Raw genomic sequence first — 24,546 nt, forward strand, 5'->3', positions numbered from 1 at the left:
CGTTAGGCCGCGCTGGTTGGAGAGCAGCTTGAATGTTATCGGTAGTGAAACGATGTTCGCGCGATGATGTCACGCGGGCTGCGGCAGGAGGAAGAGATGAAGCTTGATTGGGAAATGCAGGCGGGACGCAGGCTCTGCGGATCGGTCGGATTGGGTCCCGGCACGGTCGTCCGGTTTGAAGGGAAGCTGGCGCCATGACGCCGCCGCCAACTTTTGCCACCCCCTCGAGGTTGACCGCCTGCGGTGCCGTCCTGCTCGTCCTGACCCTGGTCGCGATGGCTGGCACGGTTTCAGGCCAGCAGGCCGAGCGATCTTCTGGTAGCGACGCGCCTCGAATCCGACGTACGGCGCCGGCCGATGTCGCCGCGCGACAGCGCTTCCTAGAGATGTTCGCTCGGGCGTACTTTCCTGGACGAACTGGCCAACTCCTGATCGTGCCACGTGAAGGCGCCTTCATCACGCGGCCTGACCCGGACGTGGCGTACATGCACGGTTCCCCGTGGGCGTATGACGTCTCGATTCCGCTGATGTTTGCGGGCCCCGCAGTGAGAACGGGAGTGTACTCGATGCCGGCCGTGCAGCAGGACGTTGCGCCAACGCTTGCGGCGGCGCTGGGTGTGTCGATGCCCCCGACTGCGACAGGCCGTGTATTGCCGGTGTTGCGCCCTGGTTTTGCTCGACCGCGCGTTGTCTTCGTTCTCGTTCTGGATGGCATGCGGCGCGATTACTTCGATCGGTACGCCGATGTGATGCCGACGCTTTCCGCGCTACGCCGGCGCGCCGCGTGGTTCAGCCAGGCGCACGTCAACGTTCTGCCTTCGAACACCGCTGTTGGACACTCGACGATCTCGACTGGCACCGATCCTTCTATCCACGGCGTCACGGTCAACAACATTTACGACCGCTTCCACAGGCGGCGCCAAGACCTGTTCGCCGGGATGATGCCGCAGGCTCTGATGGCATTGACGCTTGCCGACGTATGGCAACTCACCACATCAGGCCGCGCGATCGTCCTGGCGCAGGGCAGCATCGAGCGAGCGGCGACACCGCTCGCCGGCCATGGTGCGTGTCAGCCGAATGGCGCGCCGGTCGTGCTCGTGAGCTACGACGAGGCGACGGGTGCCTGGCACTCGAACCCCGACTGTTTCCGTCTGCCTGACTATTTGAAGGATCGCAATGCGAGCACACTGTGGTCGGCGGAGAGCGAGTGGCTGCATCACAGAATCGATTCGCCTGCGGCGGTGCGTCGTTCGGCGCTCTTCCCCGCCTTCGAAGCCGACGCGATGACCGCCATGATGGAGCACGAGCCGCTGGGCGAAGACAGTGTTGCAGACCTTCTTCTGCTGAACTACAAAGGCGCGGATTTCGTGGGGCACCGCTACGGGCCGGATTCGAACGAGCTGCGCCTCACACTGGGCGAAATGGACCGCAATCTGGCGCGAATCATCGGTACGCTCGAGGCCAAGGTTGGAAAGGACGATCTCCTGGCGGTGACCGCTGACCACGGCATGCCCTCCGCACCGCCGGAGCGCCGGCACCTGGCACCCGCAGTGGTAGACCTGCTGCACCAGAAGTTCGATCCACAGGAGAAGCAGCTCGTTACAGCCTACGAACCGGAAAACGCACAGATGTTCGTCGATGAGGACCGGCTGTTGCTTCTCGGTCTGACCTTGGGCGACTTGGCTCGTTTCCTTGAAGCGCAGCCGTTTGTTTTCTCGGTCTTCACCCACGACGACGTGCGGCGCGCGGCTGAGGCGGCGAACCATGTGACGCCGACGCGCAGGCAAACGAAGTTCGAATAGAGCCGGCCTAACAACCGGTTGCAGCGGACGGCGCTCTGCGCCGCCGCTGAACCGGAGCGTTATGCCGCTTGTAAAAGCTTTTGTCATCCCAAGAGGAGGCCGCTTCATGCGCTCCATGAAGTATTCGAAACTCGCAATGATTTTCGCCACGGTTGGCAGCCTGTTGGCGCAAGAGCTGCGAGCTCAGGCCGATCGCTTCAACGCCGATTTGCTTCCGGCGCTCCGGCGTGCCGCAACGCTTATTCCGGGCGAGGTGGCAACGTCGGTCAACTTCGTGCTCCTGAATCCGTTCACGGTGACTTGGGCCTACCTGCTCGAAGGTGGCAACACAGACACCGTCGCTGGCGGATACCCGGTGTTTCAAATTCGTTTTCCGCGTGGCTGGATCACCGTTGACGCGGCTCTCGATCGCAGTTTTGTGCCAGCTAGCAAAACCTTTGACGACAGTACATATCGAGTGATCCATGAGGCACTTCGCGGCGCGCGCCTGGCTGTGGTCACGCACGAACATCACGACCATGTCGCGGGAGTCCTGAGTTCGCCTGCGCTCGCCGAGGTCCAAGCGCACACGGTGCTCACGAAGGCTCAGATTCAATCGCTAATGCTTCGTCCGAACAACCCGCGAATCAAGATCGATTCAGCCGTCGCCTCGCGATATCTGGTCACGGACTACGATCCGATCATGCCCATCGGCCCGGGGGTGGTCCTGATCAAGGCACCAGGCCATACAGCCGGATCGCAGATCGTTTACGTGCGGTTGGCATCTGGCTCCGAGATCATCATCGCGGGTGATGTCGCGTGGAACATGCGCGGTATCGATTCGCTCGTGCAGAAACCGGCAGCCAGCACACGGGGTTTCGGCGGCGAAGACAAGGACGCGATAGCGAGGGAATTGAGGTGGCTTCGCGACGTCGCGGGCCCGCAGACACACGTCGTCGTATCGCACGATGTTGCGCGACTCAACGCGCTCGTGGCACAGGGAAAACTGAGGATTGGGTTTGACCTCAGCAGGCCGTGAGGCGTGAATTTCACAAGCTCCTGCGTGGGCGCGGCATAACGATCGTTGCACTTGACGAGCGAGCTAAAGATTGGCGCGAGCGAAGCTCGCGCCTTTATTGATTCGCTCGCAAGTGAACTTAGGCGTTAGCTGGACTACTCTAACAGACCGAATGCACACCCGGTACATAAAACTCAGGCGATTTCTTGTGGTCGGTGTCGCTTGCGCGTCACTCTGGCCCGGTCTGGCTCGCGCGCAGCAGTTTCCGCTGTCCGCCGCGGAATTGGCAGATTCGGCAGCACTCGCTACATCGATGCCGAGACTCGCCACACAGGTGTTGGCTGACTATCGCGATACCAGTCGGGCACGTTATCTCGACAACCGTTTCCGGCTCGAAATGCTGCTGGGACGATACGCCGACGCCGCGAGTTCACTGGCGGCGCTGCGGCAGGTGCAACAGGATACGACCGCATCAACACGCGCGCTAAACGTACAGTACGAAATTCTGTCGGCTGCCATGACCGCTCCCGTGGAAACGCCCTTCGCCGAACGTTTCGCGACTGCATTCCGCTCGCGCTTTGCGGATCTCGACGACGCGGCTGCCGCGTGGGCCTCGCGCACGATTCTTCAGAGCCCGCGCACTGTGGCCGGCGATCTCCGATGGGCTACACCAAATCTGAACGGCCGGACGAGTGTGTCGCTCGACGAAGCGCTCACACTGCTGCGCGTGTTCAACGCCGTGGCGACGTATCGCCGCTTCGCAGGTCTACCGGCCGCCTCGGTGGCCGAAGACGACGCGCGGCGCTACGTGATGGAGACGAACATTGCGGTAAGGACACCGGACCAGGCTACGGTGTGCACGTTCGTGACGAGGCCGCGAGCGGCGCGAGGAAAGCTGCCCGCGCTGATGCAGTTCACAATCTACGCCGACTCGATCGCATCGCTGCGGGAAGCGCTTCTGACCGCTGCGCACGGATATGCTGGCGTTGTGGCACACACCCGTGGAAAAGCGTGCAGCCCTGACGAGATCGTTCCCTACAAGTACGACGGTATGGACGCGGCAGCGGTGATCGACTGGATTGCCCAACAACCGTGGAGCGATGGCCGCGTGGGCATGTACGGCGGAAGCTATTCGGGATTCACGGCGTGGGCGGCGGCGAAGTATATGCCGGCGCCACTCAAAGCGATGATGGTGGGAGCACCGGCGGCTCCGGGCATCGACGTCCCAATGGAAGGGAACGTGTTTTGGAATTTCCTGTACCCTTGGCCTTTTTACACCACCAACAATCGCTGGTTGGACAACGACACGTACAATGACTTCGGTCGCTGGAATCGACTGAACCGCGCGTGGTATACGGCCGGCCGCTCGTACCGGGAGATGGAGAAAATCGACGGCACGGCAAATCCAGTGTTCGCGCAGTGGCTCGCGCATCCGGCACTGGATTCGTTCTGGCGTTCGACAGTTCCACAGGGCAGCGACTACGCACGCATCAACATTCCAGTGCTCCAGACCGCGGGCTACCTCTTCGGTGGTCCGGGCGGTGCGCTCTGGTATTTCCGGGAGCACTACAGAAATAACCCGCAGGCGCAACATTATATGCTCTGGGGGCCGTACGATCATCTGCAGGCACAGCGTGGCGTTGTGACGGCGCAGAGCGACACGGCGACGTTCATCGCGGGATACGAGATCGATCCCGTCGCGCGCATCGATATCCTAAGGCGACTGCGGTATCCATGGTTCGACCACGTCCTCAAAGGCGCACCTCGCCCGGCGCTGCTCGTCGACCGCATCAACTACGAGATGATGGGCGCGAACGTCTGGCGGCATGCGCCGAGCGTCGCCGCGATGTCCACGAGCCGCATGCGGCTGTACTTCAACGCCCAAGCGTCTGGAGCGACGTACACGCTGACGCCAGCGCCGGGCGCTGTCGGCTCAGCGGTGACGCTGACGGTGAATCTCGCCGATCGTTCCGATGTCGACGCGCCGTTCGTGGGAGGCCTGCTCGACTCGGTGCTGGACACGGCGAATGCGGTGACGTTTGTCAGCGAGCCCCTACCGGATTCGCTGGACGTCGCCGGACCCCTCTCCGGACATCTGGAGCTGGTCGCGAACCGGCGCGATTTCGATTTCGTGATCACGCTGTACGAGTTGCTGCCTGACGGACAGTACTTCCAGATCGTGCCGTTCACCGCCCGTGCGAGCTACACGGCAAGCCCGAGCGAAAGACGCCTGTTGAAGCCAAATCAGGTCGAGCGTCTGGACTTTGGCGGCGGCATTCGGCTCATGGCTCGACACGTAGCGGCAGGAAGCCGGATTGTGGTGACGCTTGCCATTCCGAAGAGCCCGCGGCAGCAGATCAACTACGGCACGGGTCGCGATGTAAGCGATGAGTCGATCGTCGACGCTGCAGCACCGCTCACTATTCGGTGGCTACCGGGAAGCTACGTCGAGCTCCCGGTTCGGCGGTAGTGAACGCAGGAGCCGATGCGCGCGTGGTTGCCAGCTAACACGCCGATGAAGCTGACGATCGCCTTCGGCGTCCGCAGCTTATCGGCAAGGCGTTAGACAGCGCGACATAAGCTGGATCGCCGGCGGTTCGTCATATTAGCAACCCTGCGTAGCTCCATCGCAGAAGAAGATTCTATGAGAAAGCCTCCATTCGTCGTTCTGCTTCTGCTAATCGGGTGCACTTCGGCGGGCCAACGGCGCCGCGCCGATGTCGCTGCACCCGAGATGCTGGCGGCGCGTGTGGACTCGGTATTCGGGGACATCCGGTATGATGCGCCTGGCTGTGCAGTGGGGGTATACCGGGACGGCGAGCTCCTGCTCGCAAAAGGCTACGGTCTGGCCAACGTGGAGGACGGACGGCGGATCACGTCGCACACCTCCTTCGACCTCGGCTCGGCCGCCAAACAGTTCACGGCACTTGCGGCGCTCATGCTGGAAGAGCAGCGCCGCTTGTCGCTGGACGACGATGTGCGGCGTTACGTGCCCGAGTTGCCCGACTACGGCACGCCGATTCGGATCCGCGATCTGCTCCAGCACACGAGCGGTCTGCGCGATTACGGCTCCCTCGACGTGCTGGCCAGGCGTGAGACGCGAACGATGGCCGAGTTCCTCGCGCTGCTGTCAAGTCAGCAGCATCTCAATCTGACGCCGGGCACGCGCCACGAGTATAGCCACAGCGATTTCGAGTTGCTGAGCCTGGTCATCGAGCGTGTCGTAAAGGAGCCGTTCGGTGCGTATCTCGAGCGCGAGGTGCTGCGACCCCTCGCCATGACGAACAGTCGCGTCCAGGATGCGCGTGGCACGCGTGTACCGGAACGGGCGTTTGGTCATGCCCGGTCGAGGGACGGCTTCCGCGTCGTGTTCAACAGCTCCGAGATTGCCGGCGGGGGAAACCTGTACACCTCGATCGAGGATCTGCTGCACTGGGATCGCGCGCTCGCGCAGGGCGCGAGTGGACGACGGCCGCTCGTCGCGCACATGCTGACGCGGCCGACACTCCCCAACGGCGATACGATTCCTTACGCGTACGGCATTCGCAAAGAGAGTTACCGCGGCCTAGCGACCTTCTCTCGCGGTGGTCACTCGAGTGGCATCAGGACGGAGATCATCCGGTTTCCCGACCAGCAGTTCGCTGTCGCGACACTCTGCAATAGCGATCATCTCTGGGCAGGACAGCGAGCCGAACGCGTCGCCGACGTGTACCTCGACGCCGTGATGCAGCCACGCCGCGCCTCGGCCACCTATCGCCCACCGCCGGCCGCGCCGATCACCGAAGAGGAGTTGCAAGGCTACGTCGGCGTTTATCAGGCGCCAGGTGAACTCGACCTCTCCAGGATAGCCATCCTCGATGGCAAGCTGGTCGAGCTATTTGGCGACACGGCGCAGACCTTCACATACCGTGGTGATGGCGTGTTCACGGCCGACGGCATCCCTGGCGACTTTCGCTTAGCCTTCTCGCGCAGTCCATCCGAAACGATGCGGATGGAGTATGTCTCCGCCGGCGAGGTGGACGTTGTGTGGGAGCGCATGGCGGATTCCGCCGTGTGGCGCCCGGACTCGATGATACTCGCCGAGTACGCCGCAACATATGTCAGCGAGGAACTGAACGCGGTATGGCAGCTCGCGGTGCGTAACGGGAAACTTGTGCTTCGACGTCCCGGCCAGGCGGACGGTCCGCTTCTGCCCATGCGGCCGGATGTGTTCAGCCGCCACTTCGGTGTATGGAACGAACCGCTCATCGCCAGCTTCGAGTTCAAGCGGAATGCTGCGGGGAGCATCACGCATTTCGCGATCACCACGCCGCCAGGCGCCGATGTAGTTCGCGACCTGCGCTTCCTTCGAGTGCCAGCACGTTGAACGCCAAGTGTGCTGTCTAACAATACGCTGAAGCTGACGTGGGTACTCGCGCCGCGCGTCGCTTCCCTCCGCGCGTTGCGTCGTACACCACGCAGCTTAGCTCGAATACGTTAGACGGCTGGCACGAGGATGGAACTATGGTGAAGCGCTTCGCAATGGCGATCTTGGCGGCTGGAGGTGTGTCGTGCAGCCTTCCGATCGCGGCGCAGGTGGGACTGGCCGCTTCGTCCCGGTCACCGACAAGATGCTTCAGAATCCCGATCCGGCCGACTGGCTGATGTGGCGCCGCACGCTTGATAGCTGGGGCTACAGTCCACTTGACCAGATCAACAGCAATAATGTTCAGCAGTTGACTCTGGCCTGGTCACGTACATTGACGCATGGCGTGCAGGAGGGAACGCCGCTGGTCTACCGCGGCGTGATGTACATGCCCAATCCGAGCGACATCATCCAGGCTATCGATGCGAAGACCGGCGATCTTCCTCAGCGTTGGCGATCGGCAGGGCACGGTCGCGGTAGGCAAGCGCGCCGACTTGCTGCTGCTCGAGCAAAACCCGCTGAGCGACGTTCGCAATGTGAGGCGCCTCGCGGGCGTCATGCTTCGCGGTCGATGGATGCCTGAGCCCGAGCTCCGCGCGATGATGGAAGTGTTAGTGCGCTCTTATAGTCGGCGGTAGCGCAAGTCATCAGCGTCGCAACGTCCGCGACTGGCTCGATCACCGCACTCGCAGCCTCGCCGCTTCGACTGCGGATCGACATCACTTCTGCGAATGCAGTCGGCGAGACGATTCGTCTTTCCGGCGACTCAGGTTTTTCCTACCACAAAGTGCAGGCGCTATGTAGCTGACGGCATGAGGAGGCCGCAGCCGGTTAGCGGGCATTCAGCAACGGCCACGGATTCACCGCACCACGCGCCGGATCGTAAACGCCGTAGTGGAGATGCGGTGGAGTCGCGCGCGCGTTGCCGGTGTTACCAACGTAGCCGGGGATGTTACCGCGATAAACCACATCGCCTGGTTTGAACGCGCCGTAGCGATCGAGATGCGCGTAGCCGTGAACCTGTCTTCCTGGCCCAAGCACGTTGATGACTCGTCCGCCGAGCCGGTTCGTTCCTACGCGAAGAACGATTCCATCGGTTGCGCTGAGTACGGGTGTACCGCGGGTCGCGAAGCATGCGGTTGCTCGCGATCAGTACCGTGTGCTCGGGAAGCACGCGGCCGTCGTGCACGTCAACGATGGTCACGTGCGCGAAGGCGAGGTCAGCAGCAATCGGGGCCGAAGCGGGCCGGATGGAGGTACACGCGCTGCTGACGATGAGGGCGACCCAAACGAAGCGGCTCACGTAGCTCCGTAGCGAGAGTCCAGCGAAAAATACCAGCTACACGTTATCAAAATCAAACGGGCGGAAGCTGTTTGATCGCGTTCTGGCGGTACCTCGACACAGGACTCATTCCGGAGGGCGCCGTGCTCCCCGCATAACGCACGAAGCAGGTACTGCGCTTTCCGTCACCGACCGGAGGGAGAGGCCCGCATTTGCCGTCGGGTCTCGAGGGCTAAGCTCTCGGAACCGTGTGTTAAAAAGGGGTTTGCTCCCCTCCCTCGCTTCAACTCGCCCTTGGGCGGATTCACAAAGTTCGGGTGCTCGCCTCTGCCGACACGGATAGGAGGTTGTTCACGGGCATCACGCCCGGAACGTTCGGAAGAAGCGGCCAGTTGGTGAACGGAATGCACAATCGACAACCACAGCGGCGCGTAGCCGCGTTATTGCGATTGCTCGCTATTCACCTTTGCTCCAGGACTTGACAGATGATCCCTCATAGGAGGCAGACCGGTCAAATATCTTCAGGCTTGAGCCCGGTGTGGCGAGCGATGCGCGCAAGCATCCGCGGACCAATTTCTTCACTATGGTGAAATGCAAATACGTAATCCGGCCAATCGGGTCTGGCCAAAGTCTTGTGACTACTTGCTTCGCGCTTGACAGCCCAGCCGATACGAAGAAGCGCCGCTAAGACACGCTTCGCTTTGGCGGCACCCCAAGTGCTCACGCCGCCTGAAACGAGACGTCAAGAAACTCTGGAACGGCTTCACCACGCTCCAAACGCTCCGCCAGGACGCGAAGTGCGAGAGCCTGAACCTTAGCGAGGGCATCGGTTTTTGTCGTCCCGTACGAAGCAACGCCAGGAAGCGCCTCGACCTCAGCCATCCACCGGCCATCAGCTTCTTGCTCAATCTCAATCTGAAATTTCATGGGCCTCCCCTTGTACGCACCTTCAGTATAGCGAGTGGCCGTGGGCTCTGCCCAGCTCCGGACGAAGAACCTTGAGGGCGACTTCGCGGTCATGCCTGACGTCGCGGGCGAGATAGACGGTCGCCATGCCGCCGGCGCCGACCTGCTTCATCGCATAGCGATCAGTGACGATGCGTGGCAGCTCCGACGGGGGCACGGTCATTCATCTATCTTTTAGTTGCGAACCTGAGGTGTGTTACGTTCGGCGCCGCGACTGTCCGCGTGACCTCCTCGACGACCGTAACGAAGATCTGCTGATCGGACCGTCAGGCTGGGCACCGGGGCAGCGCTACTGGACACCGCTCGGGGTCGGGCGCTGGCGCCGATGAATCCCCACCGGGGCCTCCGAAGGTGTACAGGTCGAGCCGGAGTGTTGCCAGCTCGCTCCCAGGTACCGGAAGCTGCGTGAAGCTTCCCTCAGGCAGCAGCTGCCACCCTCGCGCGTCAAAGAAGCGGACAACCGCGTCAACGCCCACCATCTCCACTCCCTTCTCGTAACGGAGCGCATCCCACAGGCTGCCGCACTGTCCGTTGACCTTTCGTGGAACGCACCCTGGCTCGTCGGGCGGACCATCGGTAGTAACCGGCGGCAGCTGGCCGTTGGCGATGCGGGTCTTGTTGATGAGCGCTACGGCTTCTGCCGCGCGATTGAGTCGAATCAGCGCCTCGGCCTTCAACAGGTCCATTTCCGTCACGGTGACGGCGGGCTGTGCGCCCGTCTGCCAAGTGAGGCCGGTGCCGAAGCGGTGGTAGTAATAGTGTGAGTACCGCCACGTGCCGCGGCTCGACTGGAAGATGTTCTCGGCATTGTGACCGAAGTACTTGCCGGGAGTCGCCGGACCGGCAGCTCCCTGTATGCGGCGATCCTTCGTTCGGATCTGAAACGCGACGCGGTTATTGAGTGGCGTGTTGACCCAGTTCACGAAACCGTTGGCGGAGTCGGCGGGGCCGAGCAGCCAGTAGCTGGGCCTGCCGAAATCGCTCGGTCGTGTTGCTGTACGCACGCGGGCTACCAGGCGCTTCCAGTCATCCCAGAGGATATCGACCTGCGCCGTCGGCGCAAAATCGGCAGTAATACCTGCATCCACCCGCCGGATCACCTCCGTCCAGTTGACCCCGGCTCGCTCGGCCCGTGTGCGCGGCGCGTAGGCAAGAAACCTGGCGACGAATGAGTTTGCGAGCTTCACCAGATCGGCGCTGCTCATGGCCTGGAACAACCATGTATCGACGGGCAGCGTAAAGGTATTCGCCTTCGCAATGGCGATGGATGAGTCGAGCTGCGTGATCGAGGCGGCGATGAGCTGAGGGTATGGATGAAACTGCGCAACGGTTATCGTGTCGAGCGCGAGCTTCTCGTCAACGATGTATCCCTTGTCGAAGTAGAGGCCCAGCTGCCCGTGCGAGATTCCCTGAATGAATTTCCCGACCGAGCGCGTCCGCGCCGTGCGACCGGCGTCGACGATGACGAGGCCCGAGTCGATCGCTATCAGCGCGTCATTCACTGAAGAGATCGTGCGGTACAGCCCGTACCAGGGCTCCTCGTTCACATCATTTCGCGCATTTACCGAGCTGTTATTCCACGCCGATCGTGGCTCTGCCGATATCTCGAGCTGGCCGAAATCGGCGAAGCCGGAAGTGATCTCCCGGGCCGACGTCGAAAGCGCCCAGGCTGGATAGTCGTCGTGACCCGATACCGGCCACCAGGTGCGGAATGAGCTCGCAACGAAAGATTCAGCAGCGGTGGGCTGTTGAGTTGCGCGCTCGCGATCGGGCGCGTTGGGATTCGTCACGGCGAGGTCCTGGCATGCGGCCGCGACAACACAGGCAGTGGCGCCCACAGCAATTCCTGCTTTGCGCATCAGATCTCCCGAGGCTCTTGTGCCGCGCTCTTGCCGCGATTCACCGTTATGGTGTGCGCCGTCATGGCCGCTTAAGGCGTTCAAAACGTCACCTCCACGCTGCCGGTGAATGTCCTGTACCGCGGGTAGCCGAAGTTGTCACGGCGGACAATCGTCCCGCCAACTTCCGGGTCATAGCCTTTGTAGTTGGTCCAGGTTTTCAGATTGCGGCCGATAAGCGAGAGCGAGATACCGCTAACGCCGACACGGCCGAGTGAGCTGACGAGACCCGAGCCGAGCCGGTAACGAAGCGAGACTTCGCGGAGTTTCACGAACCCGGCATCCTCCACGAAGTAGTCAGTGGGATCGTTCGCGGCGTACAGGTTCACGTAATATTCGACGGGCTTTTTGAGTCCCTGCTCCTTGCCCGCCTGATCGACGTCTTTGCTGCGCGCCCACTGGTACATCCGCTGATTGGTCTCGTTGTAGACCTGGCCTCCGACCTGCGCATCGAGAAGCGTAAAGACGCTGAAGTCGTTCCAGCTGAGATTGTTGGAAAAACCCCAGTGAAAGTCCGGGTTTCCGTCGCCGATCTTGACGAGGCGATTGCTCCCGGTCGAATCCCGCAGCACGATCGGCATTCCCCAGGCGAAGTTGGTCGTGCCGATGGTGGCCGACGTGCCCCACAGTTTCTTTGTCTCGCCTTCCTGGAAAGTGTTGCCAGCCCCGACCCAGACGAGAATTCCTTCGTCGTTGACCTGGAAGTCGGAGGCACGCGCCTGCGCGTTCGCCAGCAGCTCGTCCGTTCCGCGGATGAACCGGAAGCCGTACATCGCCCCCAGCGTCTCGCCGGCGCAGCGAAAAGCGATGTTCTGGATAGTGAAGCAGCTGCGGTCGAACTCGGTGATGCGGTTACGCGAGCGATCAGCGACGATCCCCATTCGCCAGGCGAAGTTCGGCCGCCTGACGAGCTGCGCTTCAAGGGTGCCCTCGAGGGTGTTGCCGACGACGGTTCCAGCGTTCTGCCACTGCGTCGTGTAGCCGAAGAGGCCGGCGAGAGGAATCTGGATGAGCTGGTCAATAACGCGATTTCTCGCGTACGAGAGCTGCAGCGAGTATCGCTGCCGGAAGATCGCGTCGATACCGACTTCGGTCTCCGTTGCATGCTCCGGCTTGAGGAATTTGTTGCCGAGCGTCAGCTTCGAGAGACCCCCGCCTTCTGAAAACGAGAATGTCTCGTACTGATCGCTAAAGTCCGGCCGGGTTCCCGCGGTCCCGCGCGATGCGCGAAGCTTGAATTCATCGATTGATTTGAGCGGCCACCAGCTCTCTTCCGACATCCGGTAGGCACCGCTCAGACGATAATAATTGTTCCATCGCTCCTCCGGTCCGAACAGCGAGCTTCCGTCACGCCGCACGAGGCCGTCGACGATGTAGCGGCCGTCGTAGTCGGCGCCGGCGGTCAATGCGTACCCTGTTGCGCGGACTTCCTCGAGCAACGACGCTATCGAGCGCTGCTGCGCGTTGTTCAGACTGCGCACTCCCGGCGCGGAGAAGATAGTCCCGCTGGCCGTGGTCGTCTGGTTGCTCTGCCGTTCAATAAGGGCGCGCAGCGTAGACCGCATCGTGAGCTGCGCCACTCGACCGAGCAGATTCGCGCTCGCGGCGGCGTTAAACGCATTCGTCGTTCCCGTGAACTGCTCGATCTCGCCTGGCCCACCGGTGGCGAAGCCTTCAGTCTTCACGCCCTGGTCGAGGAAGAAATCGTTCCGGCGGTCGGACCGGTCGTAGCTCAGGTTGCCGTCGAAGTTGAGCCAGCTGAGCGGGGAGTATCGCCCCGCCAGGCTGCCCTGAGTGCGCGCGCGCTTCCGGCGATCGTACTCGGTCGACAACACGTATAGAGGGTTCTCCTCGCGCGCCTCGATGGCGTCGCCCTGGTATATGTACGGGGTGCCATCCGGATCGGGAACCAGCAGGTCCACGTCGGGCGCCTGGTTGATCAGGTCGAAAAACGTGTCGCCGTACAGCTCGTTGCGATCGGAACGGCTGTGATAGCCGCTGAACGAAAGCTCGAGAGTCTCGATGGGACGGTGGTCGAGATTGAGGCGTATGTTGTTCTGCTCGTACTTGCCGCTGTTCAACACCACGCCGTCCTCGCGGGTGTTCACCAGGGAAAGCAGCCAGTTCGTCCTCGCACCATTCTGCGCGATGTTGATCGAGTTCTTGGCGAACTGTCCCGGATCGAAGAAACGATTGACCTGATCATAGACCGGCTCGGCGTAGCTCACGTCCTGAAACCGCGCGAAGAGCGGCTTCGGGACTCTCAGCGAGCGCGTCACCACCGCGCCCGCGGCATTCACGTATTGCCCCTGCTCGTTGGTGAGGTAGAAATGATTCTGCGCCCAGTGGATTTTTCCGCCAAGCTGGTTGGTGCCGATTTCGGAGCGCGCTGTGACGCGGGTGGTGCCTTCTGGCAGTCCTGAACCGCGCCGGGTCTTGATCTGAATCACGCCGGACGCCGCACGCGACCCGAACAGCGATGACGCGGCGGCACCCTTGACGACCTCCACGCTTTCGATGTCCATGGACTCGAGGTCGGCCGTCGAACCGGTGAACCCCTGGGCAATGACAACCCCGTCAACGACAATCAACGGGGAAATCGATTTCGAGATACTGGTCGGCGAGCGCAACAGAATGCTTGTTCCACTTCCCGGTTGTCCGCTTGGAACGACCGTGACACCAGCAATTTTTCCCTGAATCGTTTCGATTGCGTTCGTGGCGGGAACAGGGGCATTCTCGGCGTCAACGCGACCAATTGTGAATGGTGCACGAGTGCCACTTATCGGGTCGACGACGCCCGTGGTAACGACGGCCTCGAGGGTCAGGCCAACGGGATCCAGCTTGAAGTTCGCGGTTGCGGTGAGGCCATCGCCAACCGTCACGCCGGTGACGGCCGACTGGCGATAGCCCAACCTTCGCGCCGAAAGATTGTACCGCCCGGACCTGACGTTGTTGACGGTGAATCGTCCCGCGTCATCGGTGACCGCGGCGAGTCTGGTGCCGCTGACCGAAATGCGCACCGAGGGAAGCGGTCTGTTGTCGGCCGAATCCGTGACGACGCCTGTTATGCGGCCGGTTGGCTCGCCCGTAGTCTGCGCGGACCCGGGAGTCGCTCCAAGAGCAGCGCCAAGGACCAGAAGCGCACCCGCGACGGTCGAACCGAAGCGGGCAGGTGCGCCGACCGGGAGGATAATACGCCTGAGACAAAGCTCAAACGCGCAAGCGCGGATCATACTGAACCTGGAACGAGGCATTCATCCTCCGAAGATTACGGGAACATGTGAAGCCATAATGGGATTGGGGGTCGCAAGCGTCAAGGCGGAGCGCGTACCTTATCAAGGACAGATGAGTGAGTCGGACAGAAATTGCTGTTTTACGAAAGTGACCAAGCTTTGCACAGATGCGAGACGGCAGAAGCATAGTCGCTGAGTTTCGAGTCACGGTTGCGCTCATCGCGCTCGCCGCGGGCGCGTGCGCGACGGCTGGCAGACCTTTGCAGCCGGTCGCGACCGCACCAATGGTTCAGTCGCGGGGCCACCTGCTTCTCGTCGGCGGAGGCCCAATCCCGCCCGAGATCACGACGCGATTCGTAGAGCTTGCGGGAGGCGCCGGAACGGCGCGAATTGCAGTGCTGCCGATGGCGAGCGCTGTCGCCTCAACGGGCCCGGACAAGGCAAGCGAGCTGCGCGCTCTCGGCGCGGACGCATTCAGTATCAGCTTCACGCGTGCCGGCGCGGACACCGATTCGATCCTCAGGAAACTCGAGGCGGTGACGGGGATATGGTTTACGGGCGGCGATCAGAACCGGCTGATGGAGACGCTCGCCGGGAGCAAGGCTGAACGCGCGATTCGCGCGCGGCATCTGGCCGGGGCGGTGGTAGGGGGGACGTCGGCGGGCGCGGCAGTAATGAGCAGCCCCATGCTGACCGGGAGTGAGCGCCGCCCCGGTGGTGCGCGCCGTCTGACTGACTCGACTCAGGCCTACGTCACCATCGATCGCGACAACATCGTAACTGCCGCGGGTCTCGGACTGCTGCGGGGAGCAATTGTCGACCAGCATTTCGTGCGACGGAGAAGACAAAATCGACTCCTGAGTCTCGTGCTCGAGCATCCCGCGATGCTGGGAGTCGGGATAGACGAGTCAACCGCGATCGACGTCCGGCCCGACGGATCGTGGCTGGTCGTTGGAGCCAGTGTCGCCGTCATCTTCGATGCGCGCGCGAGTGAAATCACACCGGGTGGCGAAGTGCTCGGCGCTTCAGGAATCCGCATGCACATATTGCCCGGCGGTACCACGTTCGATCCTGTCGCCGGCAGGGTGACGCGCCTCGGCAGCGGGCCCCGATAGCAGGATCCTTCGAGCCGGCGCGGGCCGGGATCGTCTCACCGCCTATGGACGGTGGCCGTTCCGACACATAGCATAGACCTTCGCCGCCCCCGCACTCTCCGGAGCCCCTGAAAGGTGATCTCGAATCCAAGCTGGTCGCGATAAAACGAGAGTGCTGCCGTCGCGTCATGCACGATGAAGAATGGTGAGATTCCGCCAATCTCTGGTCGTGTCATCCGGATACCCTTCGGCGGCCAAGCCACAGTCGCCCGGTCCGTTCGAGGAACGCGGCAGCCAGCACGCCGTTCACGGCGTCGCCGAAGGCGGTCGTCGCGGCTGATTCCCATTGTCCATGTCGGACGCAATCAACCATCGGCCTCTTGACCGCCGCAGAGTCAGCGTAAACTTTCCCTGGTCGCCTGGAGTATCCCCATATCCGTAGGCTCCAATAATGTAGCCGACCGTGTCGGCTTGAGCGTAGGCCAGCGCGCGAAGCCGCAGCATTCCGCCGGCCTGACCGCGATAGACGTTTGTCAGCGCCGAATGTCCACGCGCCGGCGTGCGTCCGGGCTGGAGGACGAACCCATCCTCGGTGAAGAGTGAGACCAGCGCGGGAATGTCGTTGGCACGCCATGCACGCTCGTAGTTGCGGAGCACTTGATCGAAGTCCGCAGGTAGAGTAAACGATGGAAGCGAGTCAGCTGCGACAGCTGGTGCAGGCTGAGGGGTCTGCGCTCTCAAAGGAATTGCGAGCACACTGAAAGCGAGTGCCACAGAGGCCATCCTGTACATGGTCACACCGTCGTTAGGGTTACGAGAAAGCGTTGATGAAGAATGCGCGACATCAGTCGCGCCGGACAGCGTGCAGGTTTTCAAAAAGGTCCGCTGAGGATCGGCCAAGGATTCACTGCGCCGCGCTCCGAGTCGTAGATGCCGTAGTGCAGGTGAGGTGGCGTGTCGCGCGCGTTGCCGGTGTTTCCAACGTAGCCGAGGGTGTCGCCGGGAAGCACCACGTCGCCAGGCTTGAAGACGCCGTAGCTATCGAGGTGCGCATAGTAGTGCACCTGCCTCCCCGGGCCGAGCACATTGATGACGTTGCCGCCAAGCTCGTTGGTGCCGACGCGCAGAACTATCCCTTCCGCTGCGCTGAGCACAGGCGTGCCGCGTCTCGCAAAGATGTCGACGCCTTGATGCGCTCGCCCGCCGCCGCGAGGTGCGCCCCAGGAGCTGGAAATCTGGCGCTTGAGTATGCCTGCGACCGGAATCCTCACCTCGGAAGGCGCATGTGAAGTGAGCAGGCGTACGAAAAATACAGGATGTCGGAGTGCTGGGAAGACCGCAACTGCAAGGAGACACGCCAGCGCGATGAGCACCATCGATACGAGGCAGCCACCGAAGCGAGCGTGAAGGAGGTTGGCACGCACGAGGAATCAAGGCCCGCTTACTTCCTTGAGGTTGTCGGTTGGATCTTGATCGTGGTGCTCTTTCCCGCGCCGTTCGCTCCGACGAGCACGTACACCGAGCCTTCCGGCACTCGAAGATCGACTCGATCGAGTGCAGGCTGTTTTTCGTAGCTCTTCGAGAGATTCGTCGTTTCGACTGCGAGCGGCGTCATTCTTCTTCGGCGATCAATTCCTGTTTGGTGTCTTGACGGAACGTTCGAAAGCGTGCGGCGGTAGGTGTAAGGTGCGTGTCGAGAAGGGCAGACTTGCTCCTGGCCGAAAGTTGCGTCGCCTGCCGTCGAGGCGGGAACGAAATCGACACTGCCGTTCTGGCCTGCGACCATGCCATCAATGCTGATGAATTTCTGAAGCCTCTCGAATTGATATGCTTCGCGAAGTCGTGATTGATCACCGATGGGAACCCAGACTCGTTCTCCCGCCTTGAGCCCAAGTCGCGCGAGTTTCCATTGCACCCTGACATGATCGGAAATGATTCTTGTCTTGAGAATGTCGTCGATTTCTTCCGGTCGACTTCGATGAGCGGCGATAGAGGCTGGGCCGCGATCGGGAGTGCATCCGGGATTTTCTGCGAAACCGTTTCGCCCTCCTGGATTCTTCGAGGATTGAGTACAGATCATCGAAATGCGCATGGAACTGTTCGAGTCTCGTCGGAAAAACAGTGGTGAATCCGCGGAGACGATATGAATCAAACAAGGGCGCAGAGGACTAAATGTAGCTTTCCTTTCCCCTGCAAAGAACGAGAGTAGTCGTGCGAGACACAGCGACTTATCGCATCATTGACGCATGGTCGATCCAGACGAATTTCGCCGAATGGTGCTCGAGGAGCGGACGCTGCCCACGGTCGTCACGCCGATGATCCTCCGGCAGGGCGAGGTCGCCCACCTCCGGATGCCGCGCGCAGTCTGGCGCGAGCTTGGTGCCTCCACGGGCGCGTTCGGAGTAACCGGATTTGCCGTCCTCGGAACGGGCCGACTGTTCGTGACCAACCAGCGGATCATTCTCGATGGTGTAGCGGATGATCTGAGCATCGAGTATCGCGAAGTCGAGGGTGTAGCCGTGTCGGATGGAATGCTTCTCATCCAGCGAATCGGAAAGCTCGATCCGTATCTGGAGCTGAACTCTCCTGGATGGCTGGACGCGGTGCTTCTGCTCATCGAGCGGGCTCGGCGTGGCGATCGTCCGTTGCGCGAGTATCTGGACGGGGCGGCGCCGGAATCGCCGTCCGCAGCCGGTGAACCGAGCACCGAGCGTGCGCGTCAGGCGGCGGAGTCAGTGGCGAGCGCCAGCAAAGGCGCCGATTCTCCACCGCCTACGCTCGACCAGCTGCTGTCGAAGCTCGACAAGCTGGTGGGCCTCGAGAACGTGAAGAAAGAGATACGAACTCTGGTAAACGTCGCGCGCGTGCGCGAGATGCGGCGGAAGGAAGGGCTCAAGGCCCCGCCTTCCGCATATCATATGGTATTCGTCGGGCCTCCGGGGACCGGCAAGACGACAATTGCCCGGCTGCTGGGATCGATCTTCCATGCGCTCGGCCTGTTGTCGAAGGGGCATCTCACGGAGGTGGATCGGGCGGAGCTCGTTGCCGGATATGTCGGGCAGACGGCGATCAAGACCGATGCGGTGGTGAAGGACGCGCTCGGCGGAGTGCTGTTCATCGACGAAGCGTATAGTCTGGCGCCGGAAGACTCCGGGCACGACTTCGGTGATGAGGCGATCGAAACTCTGTTGAAGCTGATGGAGGATCATCGCGACGACCTGGTGGTGATCGCCGCCGGCTATCGTGAGCGGATGGAGAGCTTCATCGAGTCGAACCCCGGGCTTCGCTCGCGGTTCACGCGGTTCATCGATTTTCCTGACTATTCGCCCGACGAGCTCACGGCGATTTTCACGCGAATGGTCGAAGAGGACGGGTACACGCTCGGACCGGGTGCGGTCGAGTCCGTGAAAGTGATTCTCGCGAGAGAGTATGAATCGCGGAGCGAGAACTTCGGGAATGCACGGCTGGTGCGGAATCTCTTCGAGCGGAGTCTGACGTCGCAGGCGAACCGGCTAGTCAGCGCGACGCCCTCGCGCGCTGACCTGTGCGTGATCGCGGAGTCAGACATTACTGCCACAGCCTGAGGTGACCGTTAAAGCCTAACGAGGGCCTAGGCGGGAACCTGTAGCGCAAGAGGAAGGTCCGGATTCATTAGGGAGCTGCCACCATCAACGGAAACAGCTTGCCCGGTGACGAATCGGGCTTCGTCACAACAGAGCAGCGCGCAAACATCCGCGACGTCCGCGGGCCTGCATCGCCTTCGCATTGGTGTCCAACCCGATTCCGCCCAGTCCTTCACCGCATCCTGCACAGCCTGAGGTGTCTGTCCCAGCACGGTCGTCTCGTCGGAGAAGCCGGGGCTGACCGTGTTCACGGTTATACCATGCCGGCCCAGTGCGACGGCGAAATAACGGGACATGCTGTCGAGCGCCGCCTTGGCCGATCCCATGCCGACCCATGGTTGCCAGCCGCCGGTGCGTCCTCCTGGAGTGTACGTAAGCGCCAGAATCCTGCCGCCCCCGCTCATGTACCTTGCAGCCGTCCTCGCGCAGACAAAAAATGCTCGCGCTTGAGAATCAAAAGCGAGCTGCCACTTGGCGAGCGGAACCTCTGTCGACAACGCGTGCTCATAAATCTCTTCCATCGGAGGGATCACGCTGTGTATGAAGATGTCGCAGCCGCCGAGCTTTTCCGCTGCTTCCTTTACGATGTTCTCAGCCACGGTTGCGTCGGACACGTCTCCTTGCACGAGAACGCCCATCGCGCCAGCGCTCCGGACTTGAGACACCGTCGTTTCTGCTTCCGCCTTACGAGTACGATAGTGCACGGCGATCTTTTCGACCCCCTCTGTTGCCAGCTTGACGGCAATCCCACGACCAATGCCGCGAGAGCTCCCAGTGATGAGGGCGGTGTTAAATGGTATGTGCATGTACTCTCCTGATGCGGTAGTAAATCTTTACGCGCTGATCCCGCGGCGTGCACTTGCGCGGAATTGGATTCAGGTTCTCGAGCGAGTCTGCTTCCTTGCAGTGCGCTCGATAAATGGCGGAGTCGGCGAATACTGTGCCAACGCTGGTTGGGCTGGGAACCTTGCCGATCGCGCCGCTTCAGGCCGGCAGGCGAGAAGCAGACATGCACCCACGCAAATGGATCTCATTGCGAACTCGTCCTCGAGCGCGATGCGAGCTGCGGCCGAGCTACGCGGCTGCCAGCTTCCGTTTGCTAGGCAGCTGCCGTAGTGCGGATCATGCGCTCTATGGTGCTCGTCTCCAGGTAAGCACTCGATGGCGGGGGACGCCGTTTACCTCCGCTCGAAGATCGATGAATAGCCGCCCTCCTTCGATTCGAATCGCGGCGGTAAGTCACACCTACTTCATCGGGGCGCAGGCTCGTTTCCACGAAGTGCGCAATCGAGTCTCCGGCGGCGCTGACCTGATAGCGGCCGAAGTATGCATAGTAGCCGCCAAATAGGTCGCGAAGCTGGTCCACCTCGAGTGCAGCGAATGGATCGGCGCCGGCCAGTCGAGCGACGTTGGACCCGGAGTCAGTGCGTTCCGGGAGCACGGGTCGCGGATCACGCATGAATTGCACACTCATATGCCCCGATGCGGAATAGATAATCGCACCTGTGGGGCGTCGGCCCATCCAATAGGATACGGATCCGTTCTGAAGCGTGTCGACAATGCTGTCGAGCAGCCACGTTCCGACGATGGGAGATTGAGCAGGGACGCTCTGCGCTCGAACCGGTGCAGCGACCGTGGCGATGGCGCAAGCAACGCAGAATAGTCGTCGATTTGTCATTCGTCCCTTTTGGTAAGTGATTGCCACGCGCGTCGTGCAAGGATCGCTAACGCGTGAATGTCATTCTCACGACCTGCTTGACGGGACACCCGGCCACGCGGGCGGGAGAGAAACGCCACTCGGGAATCACGGCCCGTATCGCGTTGACTGCCGTAGAGTCGAGCTCGGCAGGGCCCTTGACCGTGGCTGGGTCAGCGCGTCCGGCAGTGTCGACAACGACGGAAGCAACGAATTGGCGGAGCCCGCCGGGTAAGAACGCGGGCATCGGGTTGCTCGACTGCAGTCTCGCCGGCTCGATCGTCGACGTGCCTCTCCCCGGGACCGCGGCCATGCGCGTAAGGCAGTCGGGTCCGCCGGTCTGGGCGACGAACGCCGGTGCGCTCGGCGCTGTTGGGGCGATGTAGGCCGGCGCGCCTTGCGCGGCATTCTTGATCTCCACGAGGACGATGCGAACGGGAGTCTTGCCGATGTTTGTCGCATAGTGGCGCCCCAGTGCGTTCCTCCAATGAGCTACTCCCTGCCACTCCTCACTGACGATTGAAGTGCCGTCCGCCTGTGTTATGCGCAGTGTGCCGCCGTTCACGACATAAGAGACTTTTGCAGGATGCGTGTGCCATTCGTCGCGCTGGCCGGGCTGCAACACGTACTCGACGACGCGCACCTCTGCGTTGTCGAGCAGTACTCGATACCGGTTGGGCGAGACTCGGACCGCATCGACCGCTTGCGCATCTGCCGGACGTGGGAATCCGGCACACGCGATAAAACACATCAGTACTCGAAGCTTCATTTCATCTCCAATGGCGTTGAGCGTTACTCCGTTACTTCGCGCGACTCGTGCGCACGCTGGTCAGGCACCGGCGTCGCCGGAATACACGTCCGTACTCAAGTAGCGCAGCCCGGAATCGACAACAATGGTGGCGACCGTAGCACCAGGGCAAAGCTGCTCGGCGATGCGGATCGCCGCAACGACGTTCGCCCCGGTCGATGCGCCTGCAAAGATCCCTTCCTCACGCGCCAAACGCCGAGCCATGTCCTTTGCTTCCTTTGTTGTCACGGTCTGAATGTCGTTCACGAGGTCAGGTTCCCACAACGGCGGAATGAATCCAATGCCGATGCCTTCGATTTTGTGCGAGCCGGATGGCTTCCCCGACAGAACGGCAGACTCCGCGGGCTCGACAGCGATGGTTCGGATGCGATCGTTGTGTTTCAGCAGGGATCTCGTGACGCCATGAATCGAATGCCTGATCGTGAGTCATAGAGAACGAAATGATGAGGCTTTGATACGTAACGCTCTGCATTTCAGCTGCGGGGGCCCGCGTCAGCTGCAAATGCGGTTAGCCAGCCACGCGACCTTGCACGAGAGGGCCCTGTTCGTGTCAACCCGTAGGGAGACGCCGTGCCGATGTCGACACCAAGAGCTTCCTTGGGGCACAATCCTCCTACCTAACTCTCGCGACCCGTCGGCTCGCCTCCTGGGTCCGAATGAAGAAGAGGGCATCCAAAACCTCGCTCCACGGTGCATGCTCGCTGATGTGGAAGAGAGGACGTGCCAGGAATGCTCCGCCGGGCCACTGCTGGCGTCCACGGGCTTCACGGAGGTTGACCCACGCCAGTTCATGACCCGCGGCGTCCATTAACTCCTCGAACTCAAACGCCGGATGCTGGTCTGGCACGAGGCTCTGCTGTTGTTCTTCCGGTTGGTTTGCAAAGCGGGCTGTCCCGGTGTACGACACGAAGCCGACCGCGAAGCTCTCTCTGCGGAGGGCCTCCCACAACCCCTGCCCCATCGTAAACCCCTGCTTCCTGCCGGAAACCGTGTGCTGTGGGTTGCGCATGACGTGACCGGTGTGCGCCCACACGATGATCTTGCGCCCCCTGTAGTAGCGGTTCACCAGCCACAGCAGGTTGTCAGCCATCTGACGGTCCCGGATCAATTCCGCGTCCTGGCTCGGATAATCGAGGTAATAGCGGGCTGTGACCGACGTACTGCGGAGCAACTGCGCCCAGAACAGTGCGTCGCGTCCCGAGTGGCTTCTCTCCACTTGCGCCGCTGTCGTCCGCAGACTCTCGAGGAATTCGGCTTGCTCGGCCGGTGTTGGTGATTGTTGCCGATCGCGCCCAGAGCGCCCGCCGTAGGTTCTCGCGAGAATCCAGCTTGGGGTGCTCTCCAAATCGGCGAGCGGACCGCCAACGCCGGTGCGCGTGAGGAACTCCCGAAGATTGGGGAGAAGGGAGTCCCGCGAGGCCGAGAAGCGGCCCACACCGACGATGTCGAAGGCAGTCAACTCTAACGGGTGAGCGGAGCGCGCCGACGCTGCCACATATCGGATAAGGGGCTGAACCTGCTCGGACATCGCCCAAATGGGATACGCTCCCTGGGAGAACGCCGCGCGAGGCTCAGCGCCGGTCTGGAGTGCTCGCCACGCGACCCTGGTCCCGAAGAGCTCCCCCTCGAAGGCAAGCACGTCGAAGCCCATCTGCCGATGCAGGAACTTGACCAGCCGGGTCTTCGCCGTGAAATCGGACCCATCGCCGTGATCGGCCTCGCCGAGCAGCACGACGCGGACTCCCCGTAGCTGCTTACGCAGGAATTGGAGGTCCGAGAAATCCCCGTCTTCGGGATCGATCGACCGAATCCTTTGCGCATGCTCCCGAAGCCAAGCGGTCCGCGAGTCGGTTCGTAGGTCCTCCCTGATCGCTGCCTGGATCCCCGCCGAGCGGTACTCCGCTACCTGCACCTTGAATACAGGAACGGGCTGGCCAATCCCGACGGGGATGCTGAGTTCGACGACGTAGCGGCCCGAGGTGGACGCTTGGAAGGCAAGGGCAGCAAGACGCGGAGCCGTGTACTCTGCTGAATCGGGCCTGACCCACCTCACCTGGAACCGGTGGTCGTCGTAGGGCCCAAAGGCTTGGACGCGAGCATATCCCGCCTCGATGTCGACGGAAATGCGGATGAACTCGCCATCCTGGAGGAAGAGCTCGAAACACTTGGCCTCACCAGGTCCGAGAGAACCTGTCCGCGCCTCGAACGGCGCCAACTGTGGAAGCTGTTCCGCTGCCACAGGACACGCGGGCCCTTCTCGGGAGGCCTGCGCCTCGACCGACGCTGGCAGTGCGGCGCCGACCGTCAGAGCAACTCCGAGACGGTGGATGGCGAGGGTCATGTAGTGTGCGAAAAAGTTCAAGCCATGGGCCCGGTCACGAGACTGCCCGTCGAACAATCCTTGCTCCTGGTTGGACCGTACCATCGAGGGTCCTCGGGTCTGGCTAACTAAATATTAGACGGGGAGAATATACTGCCGAGCGCAGACAAATCCTTCGATCTTCGCAGGCAATGTCGCATCTGCGAGAGGCGACTCGTCGCAACAGTTGATTCAGCAATCGGTTGGCGGAGACCTGGGAGTTCGACGGAGGGAAAGGCTGCGAAAGTTCGCAGCATAACGTCGCGACGAGCTTGTGGATGACCCAAGCATTCGTCGTAAGCACTCCTCGCCCTCGGCCTAAAGAAGATCAGCCGGACTCCTCAGGCCAAGGCCGCCCTTATTCTTCCGTGGGCTCAGACGAT

The 24,546-nt window shown here is 61.7% G+C and carries 23 protein-coding genes; 8 read left to right on the top strand and 15 right to left on the bottom strand.

Going from position 1 to position 24,546, the window contains the following annotated elements; all coding sequences use genetic code 11:
- Positions 1-194: 194 nt before the first annotated feature.
- The 5 genes from VES88_17585 (at position 195) to VES88_17605 (ending at position 7,787) form a co-directional block, all read left to right on the top strand.
- Positions 195-1,802: an alkaline phosphatase family protein gene (locus tag VES88_17585; GenBank protein HYN83295.1), complete on the top strand. Its 1,608-nt coding sequence runs from the start codon at positions 195-197 to the stop codon at positions 1,800-1,802.
- Between the two features lie 136 nt (positions 1,803-1,938).
- Complete coding sequence (locus VES88_17590) at positions 1,939-2,820, top strand: hypothetical protein (GenBank protein HYN83296.1); 882 nt, start codon at positions 1,939-1,941, stop codon at positions 2,818-2,820.
- A 262-nt stretch (positions 2,821-3,082) separates the two neighbouring features.
- Complete coding sequence (locus tag VES88_17595) at positions 3,083-5,269, top strand: CocE/NonD family hydrolase (GenBank protein HYN83297.1); 2,187 nt, start codon at positions 3,083-3,085, stop codon at positions 5,267-5,269.
- A gap of 174 nt (positions 5,270-5,443) precedes the next feature.
- A complete protein-coding gene (locus VES88_17600; GenBank protein HYN83298.1) occupies positions 5,444-7,165 on the top strand; it encodes a serine hydrolase domain-containing protein in 1,722 nt (573 codons plus the stop codon).
- 184 nt (positions 7,166-7,349) lie between these two features.
- A complete protein-coding gene (locus tag VES88_17605) occupies positions 7,350-7,787 on the top strand; it encodes a hypothetical protein (protein ID HYN83299.1) in 438 nt (145 codons plus the stop codon).
- Positions 7,788-8,035: 248 nt separating this feature from the next.
- On the opposite strand, the gene VES88_17610 is transcribed toward VES88_17605, so the two are convergent.
- Positions 8,036-8,293 carry a M23 family metallopeptidase gene (locus VES88_17610; GenBank protein HYN83300.1) on the bottom strand — a complete coding sequence of 86 codons (258 nt, stop codon included), beginning with the start codon at positions 8,291-8,293 and terminating at the stop codon, positions 8,036-8,038.
- On the opposite strand from VES88_17610, the gene VES88_17615 reads away from it, so the two are divergent.
- Complete coding sequence (locus tag VES88_17615) at positions 8,250-8,519, top strand: hypothetical protein (protein HYN83301.1); 270 nt, start codon at positions 8,250-8,252, stop codon at positions 8,517-8,519. The two genes, VES88_17610 and VES88_17615, sit on opposite strands and share 44 nt — an antisense overlap.
- A 478-nt stretch (positions 8,520-8,997) precedes the next feature.
- On the opposite strand, the gene VES88_17620 is transcribed toward VES88_17615, so the two are convergent.
- From VES88_17620 to VES88_17640, 5 genes are all read right to left on the bottom strand, one after another.
- Entirely contained in the window at positions 8,998-9,210 is a 213-nt protein-coding gene (locus VES88_17620; GenBank protein HYN83302.1) for a type II toxin-antitoxin system HicA family toxin, read from the bottom strand.
- A complete protein-coding gene (locus VES88_17625; GenBank protein ID HYN83303.1) occupies positions 9,207-9,368 on the bottom strand; it encodes a hypothetical protein in 162 nt (53 codons plus the stop codon). Before VES88_17625 ends, VES88_17620 begins: the two co-directional genes overlap by 4 nt.
- A gap of 67 nt (positions 9,369-9,435) precedes the next feature.
- On the bottom strand, positions 9,436-9,615 hold the full coding sequence (locus VES88_17630) for a hypothetical protein (protein HYN83304.1): 180 nt from the start codon (positions 9,613-9,615) through the stop codon (positions 9,436-9,438).
- Positions 9,616-9,718: 103 nt separating this feature from the next.
- Positions 9,719-11,311 (bottom strand): hypothetical protein, encoded by a 1,593-nt coding sequence (locus tag VES88_17635; GenBank protein ID HYN83305.1) that lies wholly within the window; start codon positions 11,309-11,311, stop codon positions 9,719-9,721.
- A gap of 80 nt (positions 11,312-11,391) precedes the next feature.
- Positions 11,392-14,604, bottom strand: a complete 3,213-nt coding sequence (locus VES88_17640; GenBank protein HYN83306.1) for a SusC/RagA family TonB-linked outer membrane protein — start codon at positions 14,602-14,604, stop codon at positions 11,392-11,394.
- A 146-nt stretch (positions 14,605-14,750) separates the two neighbouring features.
- Here VES88_17640 and VES88_17645 point away from each other — a divergent pair, with 146 nt between their 5' ends.
- Positions 14,751-15,698, top strand: a complete 948-nt coding sequence (locus VES88_17645; protein ID HYN83307.1) for a cyanophycinase — start codon at positions 14,751-14,753, stop codon at positions 15,696-15,698.
- 35 nt (positions 15,699-15,733) lie between these two features.
- On the opposite strand, the gene VES88_17650 is transcribed toward VES88_17645, so the two are convergent.
- The 4 genes from VES88_17650 to VES88_17665 all read right to left on the bottom strand — a co-directional run bounded on the left by VES88_17650 (position 15,734) and on the right by VES88_17665 (position 17,292).
- The gene (locus VES88_17650; protein ID HYN83308.1) at positions 15,734-15,913 is read right to left on the bottom strand and encodes a hypothetical protein; all 180 of its coding nucleotides are present in this window, start codon (positions 15,911-15,913) and stop codon (positions 15,734-15,736) included.
- Positions 15,914-15,983: 70 nt separating this feature from the next.
- The gene (locus tag VES88_17655; GenBank protein HYN83309.1) at positions 15,984-16,451 is read right to left on the bottom strand and encodes a nuclear transport factor 2 family protein; all 468 of its coding nucleotides are present in this window, start codon (positions 16,449-16,451) and stop codon (positions 15,984-15,986) included.
- Between the two features lie 98 nt (positions 16,452-16,549).
- Positions 16,550-17,101, bottom strand: a complete 552-nt coding sequence (locus VES88_17660) for a M23 family metallopeptidase (protein HYN83310.1) — start codon at positions 17,099-17,101, stop codon at positions 16,550-16,552.
- 17 nt (positions 17,102-17,118) lie between these two features.
- Positions 17,119-17,292, bottom strand: a complete 174-nt coding sequence (locus VES88_17665; protein ID HYN83311.1) for an ATP-binding cassette domain-containing protein — start codon at positions 17,290-17,292, stop codon at positions 17,119-17,121.
- Positions 17,293-17,923: 631 nt separating this feature from the next.
- Between VES88_17665 and VES88_17670 the strand changes: the two genes are divergently transcribed.
- On the top strand, positions 17,924-19,261 hold the full coding sequence (locus VES88_17670) for an AAA family ATPase (protein HYN83312.1): 1,338 nt from the start codon (positions 17,924-17,926) through the stop codon (positions 19,259-19,261).
- Positions 19,262-19,287: 26 nt separating this feature from the next.
- Here VES88_17670 and VES88_17675 read toward each other — a convergent pair whose 3' ends face one another.
- From VES88_17675 to VES88_17695, 5 genes are all read right to left on the bottom strand, one after another.
- The gene (locus VES88_17675) at positions 19,288-20,106 is read right to left on the bottom strand and encodes an SDR family oxidoreductase (GenBank protein ID HYN83313.1); all 819 of its coding nucleotides are present in this window, start codon (positions 20,104-20,106) and stop codon (positions 19,288-19,290) included.
- Positions 20,107-20,399: 293 nt separating this feature from the next.
- Positions 20,400-20,978, bottom strand: coding sequence for a lipocalin-like domain-containing protein (locus VES88_17680; GenBank protein HYN83314.1), 579 nt, complete (start codon positions 20,976-20,978; stop codon positions 20,400-20,402).
- Positions 20,979-21,024: 46 nt separating this feature from the next.
- On the bottom strand, positions 21,025-21,765 hold the full coding sequence (locus VES88_17685) for a hypothetical protein (GenBank protein ID HYN83315.1): 741 nt from the start codon (positions 21,763-21,765) through the stop codon (positions 21,025-21,027).
- Positions 21,766-21,825: 60 nt separating this feature from the next.
- Positions 21,826-22,224: a pyridoxal-phosphate dependent enzyme gene (locus VES88_17690; GenBank protein ID HYN83316.1), complete on the bottom strand. Its 399-nt coding sequence runs from the start codon at positions 22,222-22,224 to the stop codon at positions 21,826-21,828.
- A 193-nt stretch (positions 22,225-22,417) separates the two neighbouring features.
- Complete coding sequence (locus tag VES88_17695) at positions 22,418-24,229, bottom strand: erythromycin esterase family protein (protein ID HYN83317.1); 1,812 nt, start codon at positions 24,227-24,229, stop codon at positions 22,418-22,420.
- Positions 24,230-24,546 lie beyond the last annotated feature (317 nt).

The sequence above is a fragment of the Gemmatimonadaceae bacterium genome, from assembly GCA_035633115.1.
Taxonomy (GTDB): Bacteria; Gemmatimonadota; Gemmatimonadetes; order Gemmatimonadales; family Gemmatimonadaceae; genus UBA4720.